Here is a 24,058-nt window from a genome sequence, read left to right on the forward strand (position 1 = left end):
ATACGATTTTTACAAAATATTAAACCTGTTTGAATTTATTGAGGTAAATGAAGCTTCATTTCTATCTAATCAAAACCACCCATCCTCTCTTAACCTCCTCATTCCCATCCCTAAACCGCACCCAAACATCCACTATGTATGTTCCCAAATCCAAGTCTTGTCCTTTGAAGCGACCATCCCAAACAGCCACCAAATCACCCGCTTCAAACACCTTCTGCCCCCAACGGTTGTAAATCGCATACTGCACATCCACAATGTTTTGTCCACGAATCAAAAACACATCATTGATGCCATCACCATTTGGAGAAAAAGCAGTCGGCACGACCAGCTTGTTGTCCAAGTCCTCCAAAATAGGCGGGTCGGGAATCGTGTCAGTCGGTAAATCGGGGATGGTGTCCGTAGGAATCGTATCGGTCGGAAGGTCTGGAATAGAGTCTGTTGGAAGCGTGTCTATGGGCAAAGTATCGTTTGGCAAAACATTCAACTCAAAAAACGCAGTAGCCGTACAGCCATTTGTGTCCGTCACCATCACCGTGTATATGCCCATTGTTGTAGCTTCAATGGTTTGACTTACAGCACTATTCGACCATTCATACAAATCAAAATCGGGCATTGCAGTCAAAACCGTCGTTTCTCCCTCCAAAATTTCCGCCTCCCCTTCTATCACCACTTGCGGCTGTTCATACTCTAAAACATTGAATTTTTTAGCCAATTTACAACCTGCTGCATTGGTCAAAGTCACGAAATAAACGCCTTCGTTTTGTACTTCAATGGAGGAAGTAGTAGAACCATTCGACCATTCATACTCCACAAAATCACCCGCCTCCAAAACCACATTTTCAATCTCACAAAAAGCATACTGCTCCAAAACCACCTCCAAGTCATCCACCACTTCAACCGTTATCGAATCCTCCGCCACACAGCCATTGAAGTCTTCAAAAGTCAAATGAAAAGTCGTTGTTTCACTGAGAATTGCAGTAGGATTTTGGCAGTCATTGCAGCTAAGATTTGCGGTTGGAAACCATTTGTAAACGTCGCCTTCGGGGGCATTTAAAACGATGTTTTCACCACAATTTGCTTGCAGGTTTTCGCCCAAATCCAAACTTGCACCGACCACTTCAACCGTTATCGAATCCTCCGCCACACAGCCATTGAAGTCTTCAAAAGTCAAATGAAAAGTCGTTGTTTCACTGAGAATTGCAGTAGGATTTTGGCAGTCATTGCAGCTAAGATTTGTGGTTGGAAACCATTTGTAAACGTTGCCTTCGGGTGCATTTAAAACGATGTTTTCACCACAATTTGCTTGCAGGTTTTCGCCCAAATCCAAAATTGCCTCCAAAATCTCCACTTCAATCATTACCTCCTGCTCCGAAACACAACCCAACTCATTTGTCACCTCCAAAGTATAAGTCGCACTCTCACTGAGCGTTATCGTAGGATTGGCAATATCGGGATTCGACACGCCCGTTGAAGGAGTCCAATGATAAGAATAATCCGAAATGGGTGTGATTTTTTTGGACAAATCCATCTCCAAAACCGTTCCTTTACAAACACTTGTATCCACTGCAATGGGCTGCAAAACAGGCAAAGGAGCAACATAAACCGTCACTTCATCCATTGCAGTACACCCGTTTGCGTCTGTGGTTTCAACTCGGTAAGTTGTTGTTTGTGCAGGATTTGCAGTGGGGTTGGCGATATTGGTTTGGTTCAGATCCGTTGAAGGAGTCCAAAGGTAATTTGGAGCATTTGAAGCCTGCAATTGCACACTTTCGTTGGGGCAAATTGTGGGAGAAATTCCCGCTTCAATTTCTACACCTACCACTTCAATATCCATGCTCTCCACAGCCACACATTCGTCAATATCCAAGTATTCGTAGTAAATCGTATGCGTGCCTAAGCCTGCAATAGAAGGGTAAAAAATGCCATTTTCTACACCTGTTCCCGAAAAATTTCCTCCAATAGGCGTTGCCTGCAAAACCCTCGCTTCTTCGCCCAAACAAATTAAGGGCAGTTCCTCCAACACCAAATCAACATCTGTGCCTTGCTGAAAAGTATAGGGCAGTTCCTCCCACAGTTTTCCTTCCTTCAAAATATTTTCTATATACGCTCCATTGAAAAACAAACGATATTGTCGGCTGATATCCAAACAAACTTCAATCGCTGCGGGACATTCCGAAATCACCGCCGCCTTTATCAATTCCCCTTCTGCCGTTTGCAATTCCACCGTCACAGGAAAATTTTCAGGATTCAAACAACCGTGACAATCCTCAATTTGGACGGGAATGTTGAATTTGGCGAAGTTTGGGGGAATGTATTGATAGCCGTCAATGGACTGCGGAAAGGCGCTGATTGCGCCACTTACAGGTAAATTCGGTGATTCGGGCGTACTCAAATCCACATCGCCAGGAATCAAACGTTGCTGCATCGGGAGGTTGGCATTGGGAACAACGTAGAGTTTGTTGGTCGTTTGTTTTTGAAAGTACAAGCGACCATCATAACCCAACTCTATATTATTGATTGGCTGATACTTACTCAAACAAGTACTCGTATAAACACAACCTCGACCTGTTTCCACATCGTAGCTATCATCAGGCGTTGTTTGTACCTGCAAGCGCATTTGGTAGGGATAAGGTGTGGTCAAATCAATTTGTCCTAAATAGGTGATATTCGTATAGTTAGAACTCACAAAACCGCCATTGGAGAAGTACAAAAAATCACCAGAAGGACTAAATTCAGCATCAAAAATCTTTCGTGAGATATTCTTCAAAAAGCCCAAACCTTCAACGGTATTTGCCACATCGTCTAACTTCATTGGCTCAAACAAATTCTCAAAATCGGGCATTAGGGTGAGTTTTCCCAAAGAGATTTTTCGCATCGAAGAAAGGTCAAAAGGTTCTAAATCAAAAACAAACAAATCGGTTGCAGTATAAGATTGATTGCGACTGACCACCACCATTTTATCTCCTTTGGGGCTGATTTCGATAGGCGAACCTGCAATGGTCAAATTCCAAAAATCTTCAGGTGTCGAATAGGTGCTTTTGTCCCAACGAATGTTTTGATTGTCAATGATAAATCTATCCAACGAAAGGGTATTGCTGTTCCATTTTCGGCGGCAAGTATAGAGGTAGTGAAAATCTTCGTTTGCGCCCATTCGCTGCGAAATTGCTTTGCCATGTGTGTAAGTTTGCACCTGTCCATTGACCTCCAAAACCACATCTTTTTCGATGAAATGGAAGGAATTGCCATCGTAAAAAAAGCGGGAATACACGATGTTGGTAGGCGTGTAAGCCGTCCGACCTCCTGCCAAAATTTCGTCGGTATAGATGCTGTAAACCACATACCATTCATTGAAGGCTTTAGGAACGGGAACCAACTGCAATTCTTTGTCGTCCATCAGTGCATTCATCCCTTCCATGTGCAAAGGTTGGGCATTTACATCTGTCACAAACAATTGATTGGGTGCATCTTCCCCCGTATGATAGACATAAAACAAAGCCTCACCACAAGGGGTCAAACCCACACCCGATGCTACAGCGGTGCTGTTGAAAGGACAATCCATCAATTCCCAATTTTCTTCTGGAAACCACGTCCAAACCTCGCAAGTATTCGCCTGACTCGACACAAAAGGCCAAACGGGAAGTCCTGAACCTGTGGCTTCTGCATATTCTGGCGGTGGCAAAACGCTTACTTTTGCCTCTCCTTCTACTGTTCCTTCACAGACCGCACTGCTCATGCTGACCAACGAATAAGTTGCTGTTATTTCGGGGCTAAACACCACATAAAAGGGATTTTCGGTGATGTTGTCAATGCTTTGTTCGGTTTCGCCATCGGTATAGGTGATGTAAAACGGAGGAGAACCTGTGAAGGTGATTTTGAAGGCTGTATTGTCGCCTTCTGCAATGACGGAATTACCGCTAATGGTTGCAGTAGGCGGCTGAATGGTAAAGTTTTGTGTGGTCGTATGGCTGCCCAAAGGATTGGTGACGGTCAATTGTATCTCAAAAGTGCCGTTGCCATTGAAGGTGACGATGGGATTTTTTAGGTTGGAGAAAGAAGGTGTTGCGTTCTCGAAAGTCCATGTCCAAGTGTCAATATCTGCCCCCAAACTTTTATCGAAAAACTGCACGGCTTCTCCCGCACAAGCTGTTTCGAGATTGGCTGCAAAAAATGCCGTTGGAGGCACTCGCAAACAAGCGAGGGCTTCAAAAGCGTTGATGCGCCCTGCGCCAATTTGACCCAAATAGCTACCGTTTTGCCCGTCAATATTGTCGCAACTGTTCTTCAAACATTCCTCCAAATCATCGGGTGAAATGTGTTCATTGTAGGACAACATCAGCCCCGCAAGCCCAGCGACCAAAGGACAAGCCATTGAAGTGCCGTTTTTGAAGTCATAACTTTTTCCAGCCACCGTACTCCAAATTTCAAAACCAGGGGCCATCACATCAATCTTGTCGCCATAATTGGAGAAAAACGCCTTTTCGTCTTCTTGATTTGTTGCGCCCACACTGATAACATGGTCGTAAGAAGCGGGGTACATCGGCGCATCAGTATCGCTATTTCCTGCGGCTGCGACCAATACAATTCCCTGCTCATGGGCAACTGTGATCAAATCCTGCAAAGTTTGGGAATAGGCAGGGCCACCCCAAGACATACTGATGACATTTGCCCCTGCTGCAATTGAGTAGGCAACGCCCTCCATTCCAGCCTGCAAAGAGCTGCCACTTGTGGCATTTTCCTTGCTTTTGACGACCATCAACCGCACATTTCCACCAATTGCTGCAATGCCTTTGTTGTTGTCCGTCACCGCCGAAACGATTCCTGCACAATGCGTTCCGTGCGAAAAATGGTGTGCATCGGCATTGAAGGGAGGGTTTGGGTTGTTGTCGTCATCTGCCACATCGTAGCCCTGCACATCATCCACATAGCCATTGTCGTCATCATCCACTCCATTGTTCGGAATTTCGCCTACATTCTGCCAAATATTTACCGCCAAATCGGGATGTGTGGTTTCTACGGCATCATCTACGATTGCGACTACAATGTTGGCACTGCCTTTCACAAAATCCCAAGCGGTTTGGGCTTGAATTTTAGAAAGATTCCACTGCGAAGGATGTAGGTCATTGGGCGTGTAGAAGGTTTGATAGATAGGGATTTGTTCGACATATTCGATATAGGAAAGAGCTGCAATTTGGGTGAGGAGTTGTTGGGTAAGTTGGGTATTTTTGAAGTGGATTCGGTAGGTTTTGTCCATTTTTTGAAGGCTTGGAAAAGCGGGTTGGATGGCTTCAATTTGGTATTTTTTGAAGGGTAAGACTTGTTTCAATTGAAGGAGGTTTTTCTTTTCCTTCAATTTTAGGAGGAGTTGTCCTGAAACCCTCCCCTGCCCCTCCCAAAGGGAGGGGTTTTTCCACGCCTTGTTTCCCCTCCCTTTGGGAGGGGCTATAAAGGAGTTCTTCCACGCCTTGTTTCCCCTCTCTTTGGGAGAAGTTAGAAAGGAGTTCTTCCACTCCTTGTTTCCCCTCTCTTTGGGAGAAGTTAGAAAGGGGGTTTTCGACTCTTTGTTTCCCCTCCCTTTGGGAGAGGCTATAAAGGAGTTCTTCCACTCCTTGTTTTCCCTCCCTTTGGGAGGGGTTAGGGGAGGGTTTGGACACCAATTGAAGTTAATTTCTTGATTTGCCGTACATATTTCGTAGCAGTCATTGGCGTTCGCAAATTGCAACATGAAGCAGCAAGTTAATAGCAGGTATATTCTTGTAAGCATCGTATTTTTCATGGTTGAGAAGAAGGAATATAAGCATTTTTTGGGAAGATGAGAACATAAAATTTAGCGAAAACTTTGTCAATGAAACATCCCGATTTGTCGGTGACGGTTGCAAACCTTGACAATAGTTGAAGCGGAAACGGAGAATCAGAGAGATAGAGAGATTTTTTTGTTTATTATTTCACTAACATCCAAAGCCTCTATCAAGAATCTCCAGTTTTCTGCATCCACTTCCAAAAAATCACCGCCCCCACAACATAAGCCACCACATCCAAAATATCGCCTCTATAATTCGCTGAAAAATAAGGCAAAACTACTTCAAAGGCAAGACTGAAATAGGCAAGGGCAAAGACTATTTGGAGGGGAGTGAAGCGGTAATTGGGGTTTTGGTAGATTTCTCGGAGGAGGAAAAGGATGATGGTCAGGACGATTGGGAAACAAAGTAGGTCGTCTAAATAGGCGTGGATGTAGGGGAGGAAAATTTGCTGGGATTCCAAAAACTGATTGAAAATGAATAAGAAACAAGCAAGAATAAAAAGAGGGCAGCGGAGTAAATTCATGGTCGAATGTAGAGTGAAATTAGGAAGATAAAAAAGCGATGAGCCAAATAAAAAAGGACAACAAACCAAAGTAAATCACCTGAACAGTCAAAATCATTCGCTTCAATGCTTTGACAATCAAATGGTCAGTGGGATGGATTTTCACCCACCCCAAGTCATATAGGGAATGTGATTCTCGTTTTAAGGCTTGTTTGTGGCGTTCTTCTTCCATGATTTCCCCACAATGTTGACACACGTATTTATTCCCATCCGTCCATTCACCGCATACATCACATTTTTTTTGCCAGTGTTCTAATTCACTCATTATTTTAAACTGTTTTAGTAGTAAGTGAACACCACTTTGAGGAGTTGGGTTTGATAAAATTGAATGTTTTTTGTTTTCAAACCCGCATTTTCACTAATTTTAGCCCATGAAAATTCTACAAATCTGCAAAAAGTCCTTATATCCTGCCAAAGATGGTGAAGCAATCGCTATTCGCACGATTACCAAAGGTTTGTACGAAGCAGGGCATGAGGTGACAGTCTTGACGATTGCGACCTATAAACATCCCTTTGACAAAGAAAAACTGCCCAATTCCCTTCAACAGATAGCCCATTTTGACAGCACTTTTGTCAATACCAACATTTCTTCCATTGCAGCTTTTGTAAATCTATTTTCTTCAAAGTCTTACAGTATTCAACGCTTCTACAACACTGATTTTGAAGCCCAAATCATTGATTATTTGCAGCAAACGGATTTTGATGTGGTGCATTTGGAAGGCGTTTATTTGGCGACTTATATTCCTGCGATTCGCCAAAACTGCAAAGCACCGATTGTGATGCGGGCGCACAATTTGGAGTTTGAGATTTGGGAGCGATTGGCTGCCGAACAGACGAATCCTTTGAAATGGTGGTACATGACTTTATTGGCAAAACGCATGAAAAAATTTGAATTGGATAGCCTGCAATTGTACGATGGATTGGTGCCGATTTCGGTGGTTGATGAACGGCAATGGAAAGACTTTGGGTTTTCAAAACCTTGTTGGACGATGGCGGGGAGTATTGATTTGAAGGACTATCCTTTGGCTGAAAAAACTATTGTTGATGTTCCTTCGGTATTTTTTATTGGTTCATTGGATTGGATGCCGAATATTGAAGGACTGCAATGGTTTTTTGGAGAAGTTTGGAGTCAGGTCATTGAAGTGTTTCCTGACCTTCAATGTTTTATTGCAGGGAGAAATGCACCTGATTGGTTTTTGAAGCAGCAGATTCCGAATGTGGTTTTTGTGGGAGAAGTACCGAATGCGGTTGAGTTTATGCAGTCAAAAGGGGCGATGATTTGCCCGCTTTTTTCGGGTAGTGGAATGCGTATCAAAATCATTGAAGCGATGGCTTTGGCGAAACCGATTGTGGCGACAAGTATTGCAGCAGAGGGAATCAATTGCAGTTCGGGTGAAAATATTTTGATGGCAGATTTGCCAAAAGCGTTTGCGGGGGCTTTGTTGAAATGTGTGGAGAGTGAAATTTTCGCAGGGAAAATTGGAGAGAATGCGAGGGAGTTTGTTGTGAGGGAGCATGATACAAGAGAATTGATTGAAGGGTTGGTGGGTTTTTATGAGGGGGTGATTGGCGGGAAATAATTGGTGTAAATCACTATGAAGGAATATAAACAATTAAGTGCTTTTCTCTTGTTTCAAATAACGACAACATACGAAGAAATGCTTTTCCTATTGAACACAACTGTTCCCAAATTATTGACTCCCAAATCCAGTTCAGCCTCCTTTTGATTGGCAGTTTGAAAGCTCGGAGTGGCAACTTCATAGACTACTTCAATGACATATCGACCATATTTGAGATGAAGCAGATTGACTCTATTTTTCTTTCTCACCCACCATCAAAAAATAGATTCCCCTCCCATAAGTCGCTGCCACCAATTTTCCCGTTTTTTCGTGCAAATCTAAATCCATGACCGGTACATTCGGCAAATTGCTGCCCAACATTCCCCAAGATTGCCCTAAATTATGAGTCACAAACACGCCCAAATCAGAAGCCACATACAAAGTCTGTTCATCTTTGGGATCTATAACCACCGCATTGATAGGAGCTTCGGGAATATTACTCGAAATATCTATCCACGTTTTGCCACCATCTTCGGTACGAAAAATGTGGGGTGTATAATCTGCCTGCCGATATCCTGAAAAAGTCAAATAGGCAATATTCGGGTTTTTGTGATTTACTGCAATAGCCGATACCCAGCGTTTGGGTAGGCTTTGCGAGAGAAAAGCCCATGTTTTGCCGCCATCCTGCGTATTCCAAACATTTCCATCATCTGTACCGACATACAGCACTTCCGTTTGACTCGCTGCTACTGCAATGGTCGTAATCGTTCCATACATCAAATTACCCGTGCTTGGACCATCCGTCATGTCACTACTCATTGGTTTCCAAGACAAACCTCGGTCATAAGATTTGTATAAGCGGTTTGCTCCAAAATACAAAATCCGTACATCTTCCAAATCTTGTACAATAGGCGTATTCCAGTTTTTGCGGTCAAAAGGGTCAATCCCTTCCATACATGGCACGAAAGTATCACCACCATCAACCGCCCGATACCAGTTGCCGTATTGATGTCCTGCGTAAATATAATCACTGTTTTCGTGGTCAACCAAGACCTGAAAACCATCTCCCGACAAAATCTGCTCCCACTTATTAGGAGCTGCAAAACCCGTTCGAATGACGCCATTATCTTGTGATCCACCATATAATTTATCTGGGTTCTTAGGGTCAATCGCACAACTGTAAAACTGGGTAATGGGTAGATTTTGAAGGTGTTGCCAAGTTTCGCCACCATCCATTGAAGTATGAACACCGCCATCATTGCCCGACACCAAAAACTGACTGTTTTGAGGATGAATCACCAAACCATGTTGGTCCACATGCACACCTTGTTCTGCAGAGGTGTTGAGCCAAGTTTCTCCGCCATCTACCGACTTCCAAATATCCAAACCCAAAGCATACACGATGTCAGGATTGTTGGGGTCAATTCGAATATTGCCAAACCACCAACCATAAGTGATGTACATTTCCACCAAATCTTTGTCGTTTACTTGCCGCCAAGAATCGCCATGATTGTCTGTGCGAAAAACCCCCTTGAAGTCACCGTCTTCGCTTGCATAAATGGCATAAGCAATACTGGGATTTGAAGCCGATATTTGCACGCCAATTCGCCCCACATCGTAGCGAGGCAAACCATTGGTCAATTGCTGCCAACTGTCACCTCCATCCAAAGAACGGTACAAACCCGAAGTTTTGCCGCCGTACTGTCTGTGGTCAGGTCGGCGAGTACGCTCCCACATTGCCGCAAAAAGCGTGTCGGGCTGTGTGGGATGAATCACTACATCTACACAACCTGTTGAGTCCGAAACATACAAGACCTTTTCCCATTCCTTGCCGCCATTTTCGCTGCGAAACAAACCCCGTTCGGGATTGTTGGCGAACAAACCACCCATTGCAGCGACAAAAAGACGATTTTTGTCTTTCGGATTTACTGCAATGCGTCCGATATTGCGGCTTTTCTCCAAACCCATGTATTGCCATGTTTCCCCTCCATTTTGAGATTTAAAAACGCCAATGCCATCGTAGGTGATCGAGCCTCCTCCCCCATTTGGTTCACCCGTTCCGACATACAAAGTCGCTGCATCAGAAGGTGCAATCGTCAATGCTCCAATGGACAAACTCAATTGGTCGTCGAAAATGGGTTGCCAAGATTTTCCTTGATTTGTGGATTTAAAAACACCTCCTGTGGCTGCTGCCGCAAAAATGGTATTCAAATCGTTGGCGGGCATGACTACATCTGTGATGCGTCCTCCAATATTGGTCGGCCCTGCAAATGTCCACTTCAAATCGGAAGTTTGTGCGGCTCGTTTTCGGGCATCTTCGGCTTGCATCAGGGCATTGATATGCGCTTGTTGATTCGGTGCTTTGTTGGGGTAGGCTCTTTCTGCAAAAAAGGGAGCAGGTTTGGCAGTTCCTCGCTCGTTTTTGGACAAAAGAGTGCTGTTTTCGACTGTTTGGTGGGAGTCAAATTGACAAGCGGTGAGGAATACGGCTACAAAGAGTAGAAAAGATAGGGTTTGTGTTAAGATTTTCACGATACTGAATTGTCATTCTAAATTACAAAATTTGAAGGACTTTCAAAATAGTATCGTATGGGAGGTCAGAAAAAATGCTTGATTGACTAACCTGTTGCAGATTTTGCAATTATTCAATCATTTCTTCTACAATAATACTTTTTCTCTTGGTATGCTTAAAGCATCTTGTGGTGGGTTTCTAAAAATAGAATATGAGGTTAAATTTCAGCGAAATATTGCCATATTAAAAATACACTTTTTTTGTAAATGAACAAAATGCAAAAACTCTCGAAGCCTATCCCTAAGACTCCGAGAGTGAAAAAAATTATGCTATCAATATATGTTGTTTTCCTACACAAGACTTCGGAAGTTTATACTTTGGACTTCCATGATTCTGTTACCAAGAATAAATTCTTGCAAGAACGAAACTTCCGAAGTCTATACATCAATGGTTTCTATTTGACTATCATTTTCGCCTGTACTTGTCCTCCTTCAAACTGAACGACACACAAGTACATTCCCGATGCAAGGCGATTGCCATTGAAGGTCAATTGGTTTTCTCCTGCAAAAGCAGTTGTGTTTTGTTGGTGAACCATCTGTCCGTTCATATTGAAAATTTGCATCCACACATTGCTGGCTTCTGGCATATTGAAGCGAATGGTGGCTTGGTTTTCAAACGGATTCGGATAGATTTGAAGAGATTGTTGAATGGCAGTTAGTTCTGTTTCTTCAATGGAAGTCGAGAATACATCTGAGAATTGTAGATTGCTAATATTCAATGCAAAATCTTCGAAATCAGTGCCGTTGCCTTTGACGCTGAACACGACTGAAACAACATCTGTCACATCTTCTAAAATAGCTCCATTTGCATTTTGAAAGCCTGTGAAAGCAAGTTCGTAGTCAGAAGTTGTTTCGGTCAGTTCGATGTGGGTTCTGAATTGGTCTGCCCATGCTTCAATGCCTGCTTTGGTCAAGGTGATTTCCACTGTTCCCCTACCGCTTGCCGCAAATTGAAGGGCATTGAAGGCACTCAAATCGAGGCTTTGATTGGCAGTTTTGAGCATTTTGAAAACCGAAATGTAGTTTTTTACGCTTCCTTCTAAGTTGATTCCACGTTCCAAAACCAAAGTTTTTTCTTCGATAACATCAGTTGGTGTGTGCGCCAATACTTCGTAGTTGGTGATGTCAACTCCTTCGGCTACATAGTCCAATCCCCACGGTGCATCGGCGGTATAAAGTACGTCAATTTGTGCGCTGTGATTGTTTTGAAGTGAAAAACCTAAGTCAAAAATACCGCCTGTCTCGATAAGAAGGGTTTGGTATTCATCGCCAGACAAGGTGACGGTTTCTTCAAAGTCGATGCGTTCGCTGGTCTCAGTGACGGTTTTATTTCCCTTCAAAATAAGAGAAGTCGCTTGGTTGGTATTGCGGATGCTGAGGTGAAGTGTTCCGTTTTGGTAGTAACCATTCTGCACAAAAACGGCAGGTAATGCTGGTGCTATGTTTGCATAAACCACTTCATTTTCTTGACCCATTGCTGCCAAAATATCGCCAATGATTTTTTGGGTGTAATGTGGAGCAGTGGACCAAACTTGAAAGTTTTGATAGTTAGCACCTGTTGGGTATTGTTCGATGACCCAGTGGTTTTCGACTACTCGTTGGCCTTCGTTGTTGGTGTAAACGGAAAATGAAATGGCATATTCGAGTTTGCCGTTTGGCTTGCGGATGGTAGATAGAATGAACGCTTTGCCGTTTACATACGCAAAACGGATATTGTCCAGGCTACCGCCGTTCAATCGGTCACAGATGGCTTTGGTGTGGTCATAGACGCTGCCTTCGGTGCTTGTGGCAAGCATTGCTGCCATACGTGTATCTTCATTGAAGTAGTCCACTGCAAATACTTCTTGTGCATTGGTGATTCCCAACAAATCTTCTGGGGTGGTGATGTAGGCTTCTACATTTTCAAAAGGATGGGTGGGAATGAAATCTATGAGGTCAGAATTGCTTTTGGTGTTTGTTGCCGAAGCAATGCCGAGTTTTTGTTGTTTGGTTTTTGCATCGAAAGGCTGCAATGCTTTGGTGTTGTTGTAGTTGATGCGCTCCGTTTTGGTCCGTTGGAAGTTGCGTTTGGCAATTTTTGAAGCCAAGTCCCCATTGCTTTCCAATCCACTGTCATTTCCGCCATCTACATCTTCTGCTACCTTGGTGATGGAATTGATACTTTCTGTTTGAATGGCTGTGATTGGATTGGCGGTTACATAAAAAATGGCATCGTTGAAGTCGTTGTCACAACTTGCATAGTCTCGGCGAATGTCTTCAAATCCAAATACGATTAAGTTTTCGCCATCGTCTTCCAATAGCACGATGTGGTCACGAAGGGTTTCGGTTTCTTCTGGATTGAAGTCTGGATTGCCGTATAAAATCCAATTACCTGTGGTTACACCTCCTTGGTCGGTACTTCCGGTACTTCCGCCGTTTCCATTACCATTCCCGTTGTTTCCATTCCCGTTGCCATTTCCATTGTTCCCATTGCCATTTCCATTGTTTCCGTTTCCGTTGCCGTTGTTTCCATTTCCTCCATCGTTATAGGTGCTTCCATCCCATCCATCGGCGATCAACACAAAACCAATGCCGGTACCTGATGTAAAACTGCCAAGATGCACCTTGTCGCCAGTATTGAGTCCCCCGCCGCTTCCGTTTTTGGATACGTTTGGAAAAATGATGGTGATGTTTTCGGTAGTTGGAGCAGTTGTTGGGGGATTGGCTATATCATAAGTATAGAATCCCAATACATTTTTGTAACCTGCGCCTTCGTCTATGAATGTCACCCACACATCTGCATCATCGGTCAAAAGAATGTCTGTTTCTACGCTGTCTGCAATGTATTGCGGATTGAAGTCAGGCACAGGAAAACTTTCAGGTAGGGAGGCTGCAATGTTGGTGAGCAAATCTGCATCTACGACATCTGGTGTCAGCAAGTAATCAGGAACCCCGTCACTGTTGTAAGTACCTAAGTATTGAAATGTTTGTGCATTGGCTACAATGCTGAACAAAAGGGCTACAATGAGGGTGGATAATTTCATTTGATGTATCATTTTTTGGGCTTAATTTTAATGTGTGTGTGTTAATAAAGTTACTTGTTGAAGTAATTGATGATTATATTTTTAAGTAGCTCTACTTCTTTGGGTCTTTAGAAATAATTACCAAAGAAGTGAAGAAAAATTTGTTTTGTAAGTCCATGGTTTGGAATTTATTTTTTCTTAAATCCCGTCCGGGTCATGTTTCCCCAACCGACATTCTTGTTTCGCCATAGATCAAAGTTGCCTTTCAATGCCCAGTAGGTAACTCTCGGATGATAGATGATGGGTTCTGCCATTGCGGTGAGCGTCAACATCAATATATCCTTGACTTCTCTGTACTTATAGTAAGATTTCTCTTGGGTATAGATGGCAAATATGGAAAAGAATGTCGAAAAGGTGTAAACCAATAATAAGAGTGCAAAGAAGAACGGCCAATTCACTAAGCCCAACAAAGCTACGAGGATAAAAAATAAAATTCCGCCCGCTTCGATGAATGGTGCCATCCATTCGGCGAATAACCAATATGGGTAGCTAAGCATCCCCAAGACACCATATTTTGGATTGAAGAACATTTTGCGGTATATACTCAGACATTCTATTGTTCCCCTTGTCCATCTGTGTCTTTGACTTCCAAGAATCTTGTAGTTGTCAGGGGCTTCTGTCCAGCACAAAGGCTCTGGAATGTAGCCTACTTGGTATTTTTCTTTGCGGTCACGCATATATACGTGCATCCGCATGACCAATTCCATGTCTTCGCCTACGGTGTCGTGCTTGTAGCCTCCTGCTGCGATGGCGGTATTGCGGTGAAACAGTCCAAATGCTCCCGAAATCAAGAGTAATCCATTGATGGCACTCCAAGCAGTTCGCCCTAATAAAAAAGCTCTGAAATACTCAATCACTTGAACACGAGCTATAAAGCTCTCTGGAGCTTTTACTTGTATCAATGTTCCTTTCTTAATCAGTGCATCATTGACCAGCCACACAATCCCTCCAACGGCAACCATTTTTTTGTCGCCCGCTTGCATAATTGGTCTTATCATCTTCAAAAAAGCGTCGGGTTCGATGATGCAGTCCACATCAATACAGGCAAAATATTCGCTATCAGCTACGTTCATTCCCGCATTGATGGCATCTGCTTTGCGTCCGTTTTCTTTATCTACAAAAATCAACTTGCTAAAAGCAGGGTTTTTCGATTTGTAAATGCCTCTTACTTTTTGTGTAGGGATTCTTTCGTTGTAGAAATAATCAATCTTGTACAAATCATACGCATCAATTGCCTTTTGAACTGTATCGTCTTTGCTGCCATCGTTCACTACAATCACTCGCAAGTTGCTGTAATGCAGCGACAAAAGTGAGCGAATATTGTCCACAATGGTCATGGCTTCGTTGTAGGCGGGCGCAATGATGGCAACAGAAGGCAACATTGGAGAAGTAAGCAGTTCTTCGTAGTCTGTCACTTCTTGTTGCTTTTTGTATTCTTTCACTATTTTTGCCGAAACAAATGCAATGATGATATAAGAAGACATGATAAAGACGGCATAAAAAAATACACCGTATTCAAAGAACTGCATCAATAGGTTCAATATGTAGTAAAGGGTTTCCACCTATTTAGTATGTTTTTTGTGCGTGTTTGATAAGCATTTGAATATCTTCCGATGATTTTCCCTTCAATTCCTCCAATCTTTGAGACGCTTTTTCCCCAATCACAGTCATTGCCTTAGCGATAGCCAATTGAAGGTCATAGTTTTTGATGCTAAACTGTTGTTCAAAGAAAGAAAGATTTTCGTCAGAAGTCAAGGTTTCCAATGTTTTGATAATTTCTATTTTCAGTTGGTTGTCTTCTGTTTCGTTGAATACATTTATGAGCGGTTCTATTGCTTCTTCTGTGCCAATAATAGACAAAGCTCGAATGCTTGCCAACTGTATTGCTTGACTATCATTGAGCAAAAACCGTGCAACTTTTGGTGCCAACTCTGCCTGTTGGAAAAATCCTGACATTTTTATTACAAATTCGACCACATTTTCGTTGTCACTGTCCATCCATCTATCAAAATTTGGAACTTCTTCCATCGGCAACTTTGACAACATACTGTGCATTCGGTATTGGTGCCAGTCGGTCAATAAGCCTTTGTAATTGTCCAAAAATGCGAGAGGGTCTGTAGATAACTGAATATGGGCTACCATTGCAGCTTCGTTTATTTTGGGATGCTTGTGACCTACCAAATCAAAAATAAGAGGGTAGGCATCCACAATATTCATCACACTAAGTGCATAAATACCCTTAACGACTACCTGCCAATTGCGGTTTTTTAGCTGCTTTAAAGATTCCTCCTTGAAGCCCAAGGTCAAATAAAGTTCTCTTAATTTTGAAGCTGATTTTCCTGCAATGTATTTGTGCATAGAAAGAATTTCTGTCAATAGGAGTTCTCGGTGCAAGGGTTTGGAAATGTCTTCTAAACTGAGTGCTAGGTTTTGTTCTTCGCTTGCATCCAACATTTGCAACATATCATCCTCATAGTCGTCAGATACAAGTTCGGCAATATAATGTTGGTATTTTTCAGTGAGCAAGTCCATTTCTGCTTGCTTTTTGTTATGTGCCAGTCTGCGAAGGCAGGTGATACTGACCAAAGAGACACTCATTACGACAAAACTTGCTATGGTGAGGTAGAGATAGTACAAAACGACTTTTTCGTCGTAATGTGTAAAAAGATTTTCTTTTTCATCCAATGCAATGTCTTCCGCCGTAATACCCAAAACCTCTTTTTGTGTCTGTGCCATCAATGTTGATTGAAAACACAAGAACAATAAGAAAGAACAACAAACTTTTGAGAGTTGCTTCATGGGTTTGGTAATAGTAGTTGGTTCAGCATTAAAAAAACGTTTTTAATCTCTATCTTTTAGACTACCCAAAGTCCACAAAGTTACTTAAAACCGATGTGTTAGTGCAACATTTGTAGATAAAATAGATGTTTTTCGCTGTTCACCATTTGTTGTCAATTCATAGCCAACTGCAATCGTTGCGTACAGTCTATTACTTAATCCTTTTTTCACTCCTATGTTTATGTTTTTAGTATTGGTTCTCAAGGCATCTAATGCTTCAAAAGCCTGTATGTCCCTTTCCGTTGTACCGACTGTAGCATCCATAAATATGTAGTTGTGTTCGTCTTGCAAGTATCTTCTGAACCGAAACCGATGTGTCTGGCCATTGAAGCGTCCTGCCTTGATTAGCGAAAAACGGTAGTTTGCCCAGATGCTATGGGTATATTTTCCAATAGACAACACTCCCGCCAATATAGGTGTATTGCTGTCAAACAAAATATACCGAAATCCTCCTTCTAACTCCAAGTCATTTTTGACATTGTGGAAAAGCGATGCCGCCAAAGTATAGTTTGCAAAAAGCACTGATTCAGAATAAGCCAAAGACAAAAACACATAGTTGCGGTTGCTAAATTTGGGATAAATCTCGACTTCAAACTGTGTTCCCTTCAAATCGAAGCGATTGGAATAATTCAACCTTGCACTCAAAGGCATATCAGGGATATTTCTGTAATACTCAAGACTCGCAAATTGCCATTTTGTCTGATTCGACAGTAAAAAATCCGTATTATTGCTGAGTTGAATATGTTCATTGAAGTTGGATTGCTTATCTGATTCTCGCCATTTTTCTACCGTTTCTTTAAATTGCAAAACGTCCTCGTTGTCAGGATATTTTACCAGTAATTCCTCAATTTGCTCCAATGACTTTTCATACTGTTTGTTCCATGCCAAAACCCTCGATAGCATCAACTGTGCATCAAAGTGATGGTTTTGAATCTCAAGAATATTTTGCAGTTGTTCGATGGCCTCGGTATATTCCTTTGCATAAGCAGTTATTTTTGCTTTTTCAAACAAAGTATCTATATCTACCTGCGCCTGCAAATCATTGAATAACAGTAATTTTAGTATACAAAAGGTTAAAAACTGCATTTTTATGATGGGGTGAATTCTACTCATAAGAGGTTGAATTATTCTAATCCAATGTTTTAATCAATCTTTTTATTCTACTCACCAATTCATTGGGTCTGAATGGCTTTTGCATATAATCGCTTGCCCCTAAATCAAAAGCTTCTACAATCATCGGCTCATCGCCAACAGTGGATAAAACCAGAATGGGGACATCCCTTTCAGAATTCCTTCTTATATGTGTAATCACTTCAAAACCAGTCGAAAAAGGCATGTACAAGTCGGTAATTACGATATCTGGGTTTTCTGTCTCAAAAAGCTCAACAGCTTGAAACCCATCATTTGCCGCAATTACCTCATAACCCGCTTTTTCCATTTTAAATACCAAAGCCTTCAAAATCATCGGCTGGTCTTCAGCAATGAGAATTTTCATGTATGTGTGTGTAATTTTAGTTGTTGTTATTTTAATGTATTTCTCATAAACAATTGAATTTTAAGATATTTGACAGAATATTAGTAACAGAAAGAGTATGATTTCAATAAACTATGCTGCCATCTGACTATGCCCTTGGTTATTAGTAATCAATCGTTTGGTTCTAATTACCAATTCATTAGGTCTATAAGGTTTTTGAACAAAATCACTTGCTCCCAAGTCAAAGACATCTACAATCGTTTGTTCCAAGCCTACATTTGACAAAACCAAAATTGGAACACTGCTGCTGCAATTTTTTCGAATATACGTAATCAACTCGAAGCCTGTCGAAAAAGGCATATAAAGGTCAGTAATGACCATATCTGGTTTTTCTGATTCAAAAAGTTCAATGGCTTGCTGCCCATCTATCGCTGCAATTACTTCATAACCTGCTTTTTTCATTTTAAAAACCAATGCTTTCAATATCATTGGTTGGTCTTCTGCAATAAGAACTTTCATATAATTAATCATTTGTTGGTATATAACTCTTCCATCTACTTCAATCTGTTTTTTTTGAAGCAATAGTAGTAGCTAAGTTTAAAGTTGTGTTGTTTGAAAAAACTTGATTAGGAGTAAGTAGTGTCCATCACCAAAGGTCAATTTCCTACTTGCTATAAACTAAGCAAGCTACGTGCCAATTTTAAAGAAGTTCCCTTTTTTTTAAGACAAAATGTTTTTTTGACATTTCTATGATTTTAACCTTGACAACCTGCTTATTATAATCATATTTGTGACTGTGCTACAAAGAAAAAGTAACAGTAAAAAATGGTCATTTAACAAAATCTGTGAAATGAGACTCCACAAAAATTGTCAAAGAACCGAAAAATTTAAACTGCTGATTAAATGCGTAACACCATTTTGCAGAAATACAGCAGAATAGCACAAGAAATAAAGTTTTCTGCAAAAAATCAATTTTATCAATGACCGAAGTCATACAACAAACAAGCAAAATAAGCGACTTTTGCTTACCATTATGAAGACACAAACAATCCAACATATCGAAACTTCACACATGCAGACACCCGACTGCTATCACTGTGGTTTGACCTGCAAAGACACCAGTATTTCTACTAGCAGCCCAACTTCAGAAAACCCTTTGTACTTCTGTTGCGAAGGCTGCAAAAGCGTCTATGAAATACTCGAAGGCAATGGGTTGTGTACTTACTACCAATTGAAGGAAGGCGAAGAACACCTTTCTGTAAACACCTTTTTCGCAGATCAATACGATTTTTTAGATCTTCCTGAAGTCCGCCATAAGTTGATAGATTTTTCAGATGACCAACAAACCAAAATTACTTTTTCGATTCCCAACATGCACTGCACAGCCTGTATTTGGCTCTTAGAAAACCTCCGAAAAATACAGCCCGCAGTGTTGCAATCTAAGGTTAACTTCATAAAAAAGGAGCTTTATGTTCAGTTTCATGAAAGTCAACTATCCCTCAAGTCCTTGGTGCAAATGTTGGCGCAAATTGGTTACGAACCCAGCATCAACCTCAACTCACTCAGTGAAAAACAAACGGAAGCGGTCGGTTTAGGTAAGGTATTTTACTACAAGTTGGGAATTGCAGGTTTTTGTTTTGGCAATATCATGCTCTTGAGTTTCCCCGAATACTTGGGACTGGACAAGACCTTTGATGCCGATTTTCACCAGTTTTTTGGCTACCTCAATTTGGGGCTGGCCATGCCTGTGGTGGCTTACAGTGCATCGAACTACTTTCAATCCGCATGGAACGGTATTCGCCGAGGTAATTTACCGATTGATGTGCCTATTTCTTTGGGAATCTTGTCTTTATTGCTGCAAAGCATGCTAGAGATAATCTCACAATCAGGGGCGGGATATTTGGATTCTTTGGCGGGTTTGATATTTTTTCTGTTGATTGGACGTTGGTTTCAGCAAAAGACTTACGGACGAATTTCCTTTGAACGGGATTACCAATCCTATTTTCCGATTGCAGCTATTCGACGGGAAGAAGGAATCGAAAAAAGCGTACCGATTGACCAATTGCAGGAAAACGACCTGATTGTGGTTCGCAGTCAATCCTTGATTCCTGCCGATGGAATTTTGTGGAAAGGCGAGGCAAGGATTGATTACAGTTTTGTGACGGGCGAAGCAGAGGCGGTGAAGGTAGAAGCAGGTAAAACAATTTTTGCAGGAGGACGGCAATTGGGGCAGGCGATAGAATTGAAACTCACCAAAAAAGTATCGCAGAGTTATCTCACCCAATTGTGGAACAATTCAGCTTTTGATAAGGATTATACGACTACAAAGGAAGAACAATCGCTGAGTTTACTTGCCGATAAAATAGTGCCATTTTTCACCCCCACGATTTTGCTGATTGCCTCAATTGCAGGACTTTATTGGTGGTCAGTTGTGGGTTTTGCCAAGGCGGTTCAAATATTTGCAGCCGTGTTGATTATCGCCTGCCCTTGTGCTTTGGCTTTGGCAACGCCTTTCACGCTTGGCAATGCTTTGCGGATTTTGGGGCGAATGGGTTTTTATGTCCGAAATACGGCAGTCGTTGAACATTTAGCGGCAATTGACCATATCGTTTTCGATAAAACAGGCACGATTACCCAATCTCAAAACAATGCTGTTCTATATGTTGGAAAGCCTTTGACCGTCAATGAAAAGCAAATGATTCGCACATTGACCCGACAATCGGCGCATCCTATCAGCCGCCAAATTTGTGAGTCATTGCAGCAGGATGCTCCTATTTTAGAATTGGCTATTTTTGGAGAAAGTGCAGGGAAGGGAATTGAAGGAGAAATAGAGGGGCAAAGGTTAAAAATTGGTAATGCGGCTTTTGTGGGTGAAGCGGTTTATGATCTATTTTCCCCCAATGAAACCCACGCTTTTGTGAGCTTCAATGGCGAAACAAAGGGCTATTATAGTTTCTCCAATGCTTATCGAGAGGGCTTAAAGGAGGTCATTGAAGGGCTGCAAAAAGGTCATCAAATTTCAGTGATTTCAGGCGATAAAGACACCGAACGGACAAATTTGCAGCAGTTATTCGGAAAGGACGCAGTGTTGCTTTTTGAACAATCTCCTCAAAACAAACTGGATTACATTGAGGCTTTGCAGCAAAAAGGGCAAAGGGTGGTGATGATTGGTGATGGACTGAACGATGCGGGGGCTTTGCAGCAAGCGAATGTTGGCATTGCAGTTTCCGAGAACATCAACAATTTCAGCCCCGCTTGTGATGTGATAGTGGAAGCAAAACGATTTGGACAATTAGTTGATTTTGTGACGTATAGCGAGGAGGTGGTGAAGGTAGTGAAAGGGGCATTTGTGCTGTCGTTTTTGTATAACTTTATTGGGATAGGCTTTGCGGTTCAGGGTTTCTTGTCGCCAATTGTAGCGGCGATTTTGATGCCCTTGAGTTCGATTACAGTGGTAGTATTTGGGGTGGGGGTAAGCTATTTTAAGTCAAACGTTTTGAATAGGGATTCGATTTAAGATAAATCATATTTGATATTTGATATTTGATATTTTATATTTTTAATGTCACATATCTAAAATCCTGTAATCGTGCATCTTAAATTCGTGCATTAGTAAGAAGGAAATGTAAAGAGTATGAGCAAAATCACTTTGATAGCCTCCACCTTTATTTGGTGCGGTTTGTTGTTGGGCATCTCCTTTATGGAAGCTCCTTTGAAGTTTCAAGCTCCGAATATCACCCTCGAATTGGGTTTGGGCATTGGTCAATTGGTGTTCGGTGTACTGAACAAAATGGAACTGGTTTTGGCGGTTTTGATTGCAGGCTCTTTGTGGATGATAAAACCGAGCAAAAGAATCAATATCGCTTATGGCATCATTATCGCCATTTTGTTGGTACAAACTTTTGTGCTGCTTCCCTTTTTGAGCGAGCGAATTGTGATGATTCAAAATGGACAAATGCCACCTCAATCGCCTATGCACTGGTACTATATTGTGGCGGAAGTCGTCAAATTGGGGCTATTGCTATTTGGAGGGATTGCTTTCTTGAAATCTTGGAGATGAAACTTTTGAAGTTTTCTATGTAAAATTCACTCCTACAATGAGGCTGAAATTCTTGTAAAAATAAACTTCAAAAGTTTTCAAAAATACGGTAGAAATGAACACGAAAAAAGCCATTGAAGGTCGAGCAGATATTAAAGTCTTGATTGATGATTTTTATACGAAGGTGAGGGAGGATGAAGTGATTGGTCATTTTTTTACGGAAGTGGTGCAGCTTTCGTGGGAACATCATATTCCTGTGATGTACGATTTTTGGGAGGCGGTTTTGTTTGGTGTGGGCGGTTACAAGGGCAATCCTGTATTGAAACACATTGCTTTGCACCAAAAAGAAGCCTTGACTCAAGCGCATTTTAGTCAATGGAAAAAGTTGTTTTTCGAGACTTTGGACGCACATTTTGAAGGAGAAAAAGTGGAGGACGCAAAGAAGAAAGTCGAAATGATGGAGCGTTTGATGTTGTATAAAATTGAAGCGAGTGAGAGTCGTTTTTTTGTGCAGTGAGAAATTGAAGCATAAAGTGTCGGTATTGAAGGTAGTAAAAGCTGAGGGTAAAGCGTTTGTCGAAAAAATAGTGATTTTTGACTTTTTGAAAGGGAAAGAAAAATCCTTTTGCTAATTTTACCCCTTCAATACTTCAATAGAAACAGCATCCCATGAAATATGATGAGGTCAAAGGCTTGATAGCCAACTCTCCTACTATCAAAATGTTGCGTGCTTTTAGTGCGCCATTGATTATCAGTTTTTTGTACCAAGAATTCAAACAAAAAAATCGCATTGCCATTTCGAGTTACGAATTAATCAACCGATTGGCGGATACCATCGAACTCTTGGATAGCAATGAGTTGAGTTATTTAGGAACAGAAGAAACCGACCCTTTGGCATTGGCACAACGCTACATTGCCGCTTGGTGTCACGAAGACAACCGTTATCTGACCCGCTATCCCGATGAAAATGGCGAACCAATTCACGAATTGACCTCACACACCGAAAAGGTTTTTCAGTGGATGGACACCCTAAAAAAACGGGAATTTGTCGGCACAGAATCCCGCTTCAAAGACATCTACCGACTGCTTCGTGAACTCATCGAAAACTCCAAAGCCGACCCCAAACAAAAAATCGCCCAATTGGAGGCCCAACGGGATGAACTGACCCAACAAATCCGCCAAATCAAACGCTCTGGAAAAGTCGAAATCTTCAATGATACCCAAATCAAGGAACGTTTCTACAATGTCAACAAAGTGGCTCGTGAACTACTCTCCGACTTCAAAGAGGTGGAACACAACTTCAAAGACATCACCCTCGAAATCTACAAGAAACAAACTCAGGTCGATGTGAACAAAGGGCAGATTTTGGGCTACGCTTTGGACGCAACGGACGAATTGAAGGACTCTGACCAGGGGAAAAGTTTCTATGCTTTTTGGCAGTTTTTGGTGGCGGACAACAAACAGGATGAACTCTTGGAATTGATTGAACAAATGTATGATTTGCTCCGCCAAAGAGACATCCATTATGCTGACAATTTCCTCCGAAAAATCAAGGTTTACTTACATGGCGCAGGACAGAAGGTGATAGATTCCAACCGTTTATTGGCAGACAAGTTGAGCCGAATTTTGGTAGAACGAGATATTTTGGAGCGCAAACGTGCCATTGAAGTCATCAGTGCTATCAAAAATTTTGCGATGGAAAACCCCGAAAAATTCAGTGGGAAACGCAGGTTTATCAGCATTGAAGACCTGCCCGATATCAACTTACCAATGGAACGTCCTTTGGGTGAAAAACCACAAGAGGCCACCTTCCGCAATCAACCGACCGAACTGGGTAGCAATAAATTTGAAGAGGCTGAATTGAGCATCTTGTTTGACCAATTCGAGATGAACCGCCAAGAATTAGAGCAGAACATTGCCGATTTATTGAAGTACCACGCCCAAGTTACCCTTTCGCAAGTGGTGGAATATTACCCGATTCAAAACGGTTTGGCAGAAGTGATTACCTATTTTTCGATTGCTTCAAAGTCGAAGAAACACTTGATTAATACAGAAATTAGTGAGGAAATTGCTTGGAAGATGGAAGGAAAAGGAGAGGAGGATAGTAGTCGGAAGGAGATTCGGTTGCCGCAATTGGTGTATGTAAGGTAGGTTG

At 41.8% G+C, this 24,058-nt stretch carries 16 protein-coding genes; 5 read left to right on the forward strand and 11 right to left on the reverse strand.

Going from position 1 to position 24,058, the window contains the following annotated elements:
- Positions 1-61: 61 nt before the first annotated feature.
- The 3 genes from R3E32_15360 to R3E32_15370 all read right to left on the reverse strand — a co-directional run bounded on the left by R3E32_15360 (position 62) and on the right by R3E32_15370 (position 6,625).
- Complete coding sequence (locus tag R3E32_15360; protein MEZ4886112.1) at positions 62-5,722, reverse strand: S8 family serine peptidase; 5,661 nt, start codon at positions 5,720-5,722, stop codon at positions 62-64.
- Between the two features lie 242 nt (positions 5,723-5,964).
- A complete protein-coding gene (locus tag R3E32_15365; GenBank protein ID MEZ4886113.1) occupies positions 5,965-6,321 on the reverse strand; it encodes a hypothetical protein in 357 nt (118 codons plus the stop codon).
- A gap of 19 nt (positions 6,322-6,340) precedes the next feature.
- On the reverse strand, positions 6,341-6,625 hold the full coding sequence (locus R3E32_15370; protein ID MEZ4886114.1) for a hypothetical protein: 285 nt from the start codon (positions 6,623-6,625) through the stop codon (positions 6,341-6,343).
- 106 nt (positions 6,626-6,731) lie between these two features.
- Here R3E32_15370 and R3E32_15375 point away from each other — a divergent pair, with 106 nt between their 5' ends.
- Positions 6,732-7,940: a glycosyltransferase family 4 protein gene (locus R3E32_15375; GenBank protein ID MEZ4886115.1), complete on the forward strand. Its 1,209-nt coding sequence runs from the start codon at positions 6,732-6,734 to the stop codon at positions 7,938-7,940.
- A gap of 53 nt (positions 7,941-7,993) precedes the next feature.
- Here the strand turns inward: R3E32_15375 and R3E32_15380 are convergent, their stop codons facing one another.
- From R3E32_15380 to R3E32_15415, 8 genes are all read right to left on the reverse strand, one after another.
- Positions 7,994-8,188 (reverse strand): hypothetical protein, encoded by a 195-nt coding sequence (locus R3E32_15380; GenBank protein MEZ4886116.1) that lies wholly within the window; start codon positions 8,186-8,188, stop codon positions 7,994-7,996.
- Positions 8,172-10,451 (reverse strand): hypothetical protein, encoded by a 2,280-nt coding sequence (locus R3E32_15385; GenBank protein ID MEZ4886117.1) that lies wholly within the window; start codon positions 10,449-10,451, stop codon positions 8,172-8,174. The genes R3E32_15380 and R3E32_15385 overlap by 17 nt, the downstream gene beginning before the upstream one ends.
- Positions 10,452-10,885: 434 nt before the next feature.
- Entirely contained in the window at positions 10,886-13,513 is a 2,628-nt protein-coding gene (locus R3E32_15390) for a DUF4114 domain-containing protein (protein ID MEZ4886118.1), read from the reverse strand.
- 167 nt (positions 13,514-13,680) lie between these two features.
- Complete coding sequence (locus R3E32_15395) at positions 13,681-15,114, reverse strand: glycosyltransferase (GenBank protein MEZ4886119.1); 1,434 nt, start codon at positions 15,112-15,114, stop codon at positions 13,681-13,683.
- Between the two features lie 4 nt (positions 15,115-15,118).
- Positions 15,119-16,288, reverse strand: a complete 1,170-nt coding sequence (locus R3E32_15400; GenBank protein MEZ4886120.1) for a HEAT repeat domain-containing protein — start codon at positions 16,286-16,288, stop codon at positions 15,119-15,121.
- A gap of 147 nt (positions 16,289-16,435) precedes the next feature.
- On the reverse strand, positions 16,436-17,503 hold the full coding sequence (locus R3E32_15405; protein ID MEZ4886121.1) for a YaiO family outer membrane beta-barrel protein: 1,068 nt from the start codon (positions 17,501-17,503) through the stop codon (positions 16,436-16,438).
- A 16-nt stretch (positions 17,504-17,519) separates the two neighbouring features.
- Entirely contained in the window at positions 17,520-17,885 is a 366-nt protein-coding gene (locus tag R3E32_15410; protein MEZ4886122.1) for a response regulator transcription factor, read from the reverse strand.
- Between the two features lie 111 nt (positions 17,886-17,996).
- Positions 17,997-18,383: a response regulator transcription factor gene (locus R3E32_15415; GenBank protein ID MEZ4886123.1), complete on the reverse strand. Its 387-nt coding sequence runs from the start codon at positions 18,381-18,383 to the stop codon at positions 17,997-17,999.
- A 514-nt stretch (positions 18,384-18,897) separates the two neighbouring features.
- On the opposite strand from R3E32_15415, the gene R3E32_15420 reads away from it, so the two are divergent.
- The 4 genes from R3E32_15420 to R3E32_15435 all read left to right on the forward strand — a co-directional run bounded on the left by R3E32_15420 (position 18,898) and on the right by R3E32_15435 (position 24,054).
- Complete coding sequence (locus tag R3E32_15420; GenBank protein ID MEZ4886124.1) at positions 18,898-21,381, forward strand: heavy metal translocating P-type ATPase metal-binding domain-containing protein; 2,484 nt, start codon at positions 18,898-18,900, stop codon at positions 21,379-21,381.
- Positions 21,382-21,498: 117 nt separating this feature from the next.
- Positions 21,499-21,924 (forward strand): hypothetical protein, encoded by a 426-nt coding sequence (locus tag R3E32_15425; GenBank protein ID MEZ4886125.1) that lies wholly within the window; start codon positions 21,499-21,501, stop codon positions 21,922-21,924.
- Between the two features lie 94 nt (positions 21,925-22,018).
- Positions 22,019-22,420, forward strand: a complete 402-nt coding sequence (locus tag R3E32_15430; GenBank protein ID MEZ4886126.1) for a group III truncated hemoglobin — start codon at positions 22,019-22,021, stop codon at positions 22,418-22,420.
- 152 nt (positions 22,421-22,572) lie between these two features.
- Positions 22,573-24,054, forward strand: coding sequence for a DUF3375 domain-containing protein (locus R3E32_15435; GenBank protein ID MEZ4886127.1), 1,482 nt, complete (start codon positions 22,573-22,575; stop codon positions 24,052-24,054).
- The last annotated feature ends 4 nt before the right edge of the window (positions 24,055-24,058 follow it).

The organism is Chitinophagales bacterium, assembly GCA_041392475.1.
In the GTDB taxonomy this organism is placed as follows: Bacteria; Bacteroidota; Bacteroidia; order Chitinophagales; family UBA2359; genus JAUHXA01.

Bases quoted from the DNA above. Each gene is read 5' to 3' on its own strand.
- R3E32_15425 (MEZ4886125.1), top strand. From the start codon at position 21,499: ATGAGCAAAATCACTTTGATAGCCTCCACCTTTATTTGGTGCGGTTTG.
- R3E32_15370 (MEZ4886114.1), bottom strand. From the start codon at position 6,625: ATGAGTGAATTAGAACACTGGCAAAAAAAATGTGATGTATGCGGTGAA.
- R3E32_15405 (MEZ4886121.1), bottom strand. From the start codon at position 17,503: ATGAGTAGAATTCACCCCATCATAAAAATGCAGTTTTTAACCTTTTGT.
- R3E32_15420 (MEZ4886124.1), top strand. From the start codon at position 18,898: ATGAAGACACAAACAATCCAACATATCGAAACTTCACACATGCAGACA.
- R3E32_15390 (MEZ4886118.1), bottom strand. From the start codon at position 13,513: ATGAAATTATCCACCCTCATTGTAGCCCTTTTGTTCAGCATTGTAGCC.
- R3E32_15400 (MEZ4886120.1), bottom strand. From the start codon at position 16,288: ATGGCACAGACACAAAAAGAGGTTTTGGGTATTACGGCGGAAGACATT.
- R3E32_15430 (MEZ4886126.1), top strand. From the start codon at position 22,019: ATGAACACGAAAAAAGCCATTGAAGGTCGAGCAGATATTAAAGTCTTG.
- R3E32_15365 (MEZ4886113.1), bottom strand. From the start codon at position 6,321: ATGAATTTACTCCGCTGCCCTCTTTTTATTCTTGCTTGTTTCTTATTC.
- R3E32_15375 (MEZ4886115.1), top strand. From the start codon at position 6,732: ATGAAAATTCTACAAATCTGCAAAAAGTCCTTATATCCTGCCAAAGAT.
- R3E32_15410 (MEZ4886122.1), bottom strand. From the start codon at position 17,885: ATGAAAATTCTCATTGCTGAAGACCAGCCGATGATTTTGAAGGCTTTG.
- R3E32_15360 (MEZ4886112.1), bottom strand. From the start codon at position 5,722: ATGTTGCAATTTGCGAACGCCAATGACTGCTACGAAATATGTACGGCA.
- R3E32_15435 (MEZ4886127.1), top strand. From the start codon at position 22,573: ATGAAATATGATGAGGTCAAAGGCTTGATAGCCAACTCTCCTACTATC.
- R3E32_15415 (MEZ4886123.1), bottom strand. From the start codon at position 18,383: ATGAAAGTTCTTATTGCAGAAGACCAACCAATGATATTGAAAGCATTG.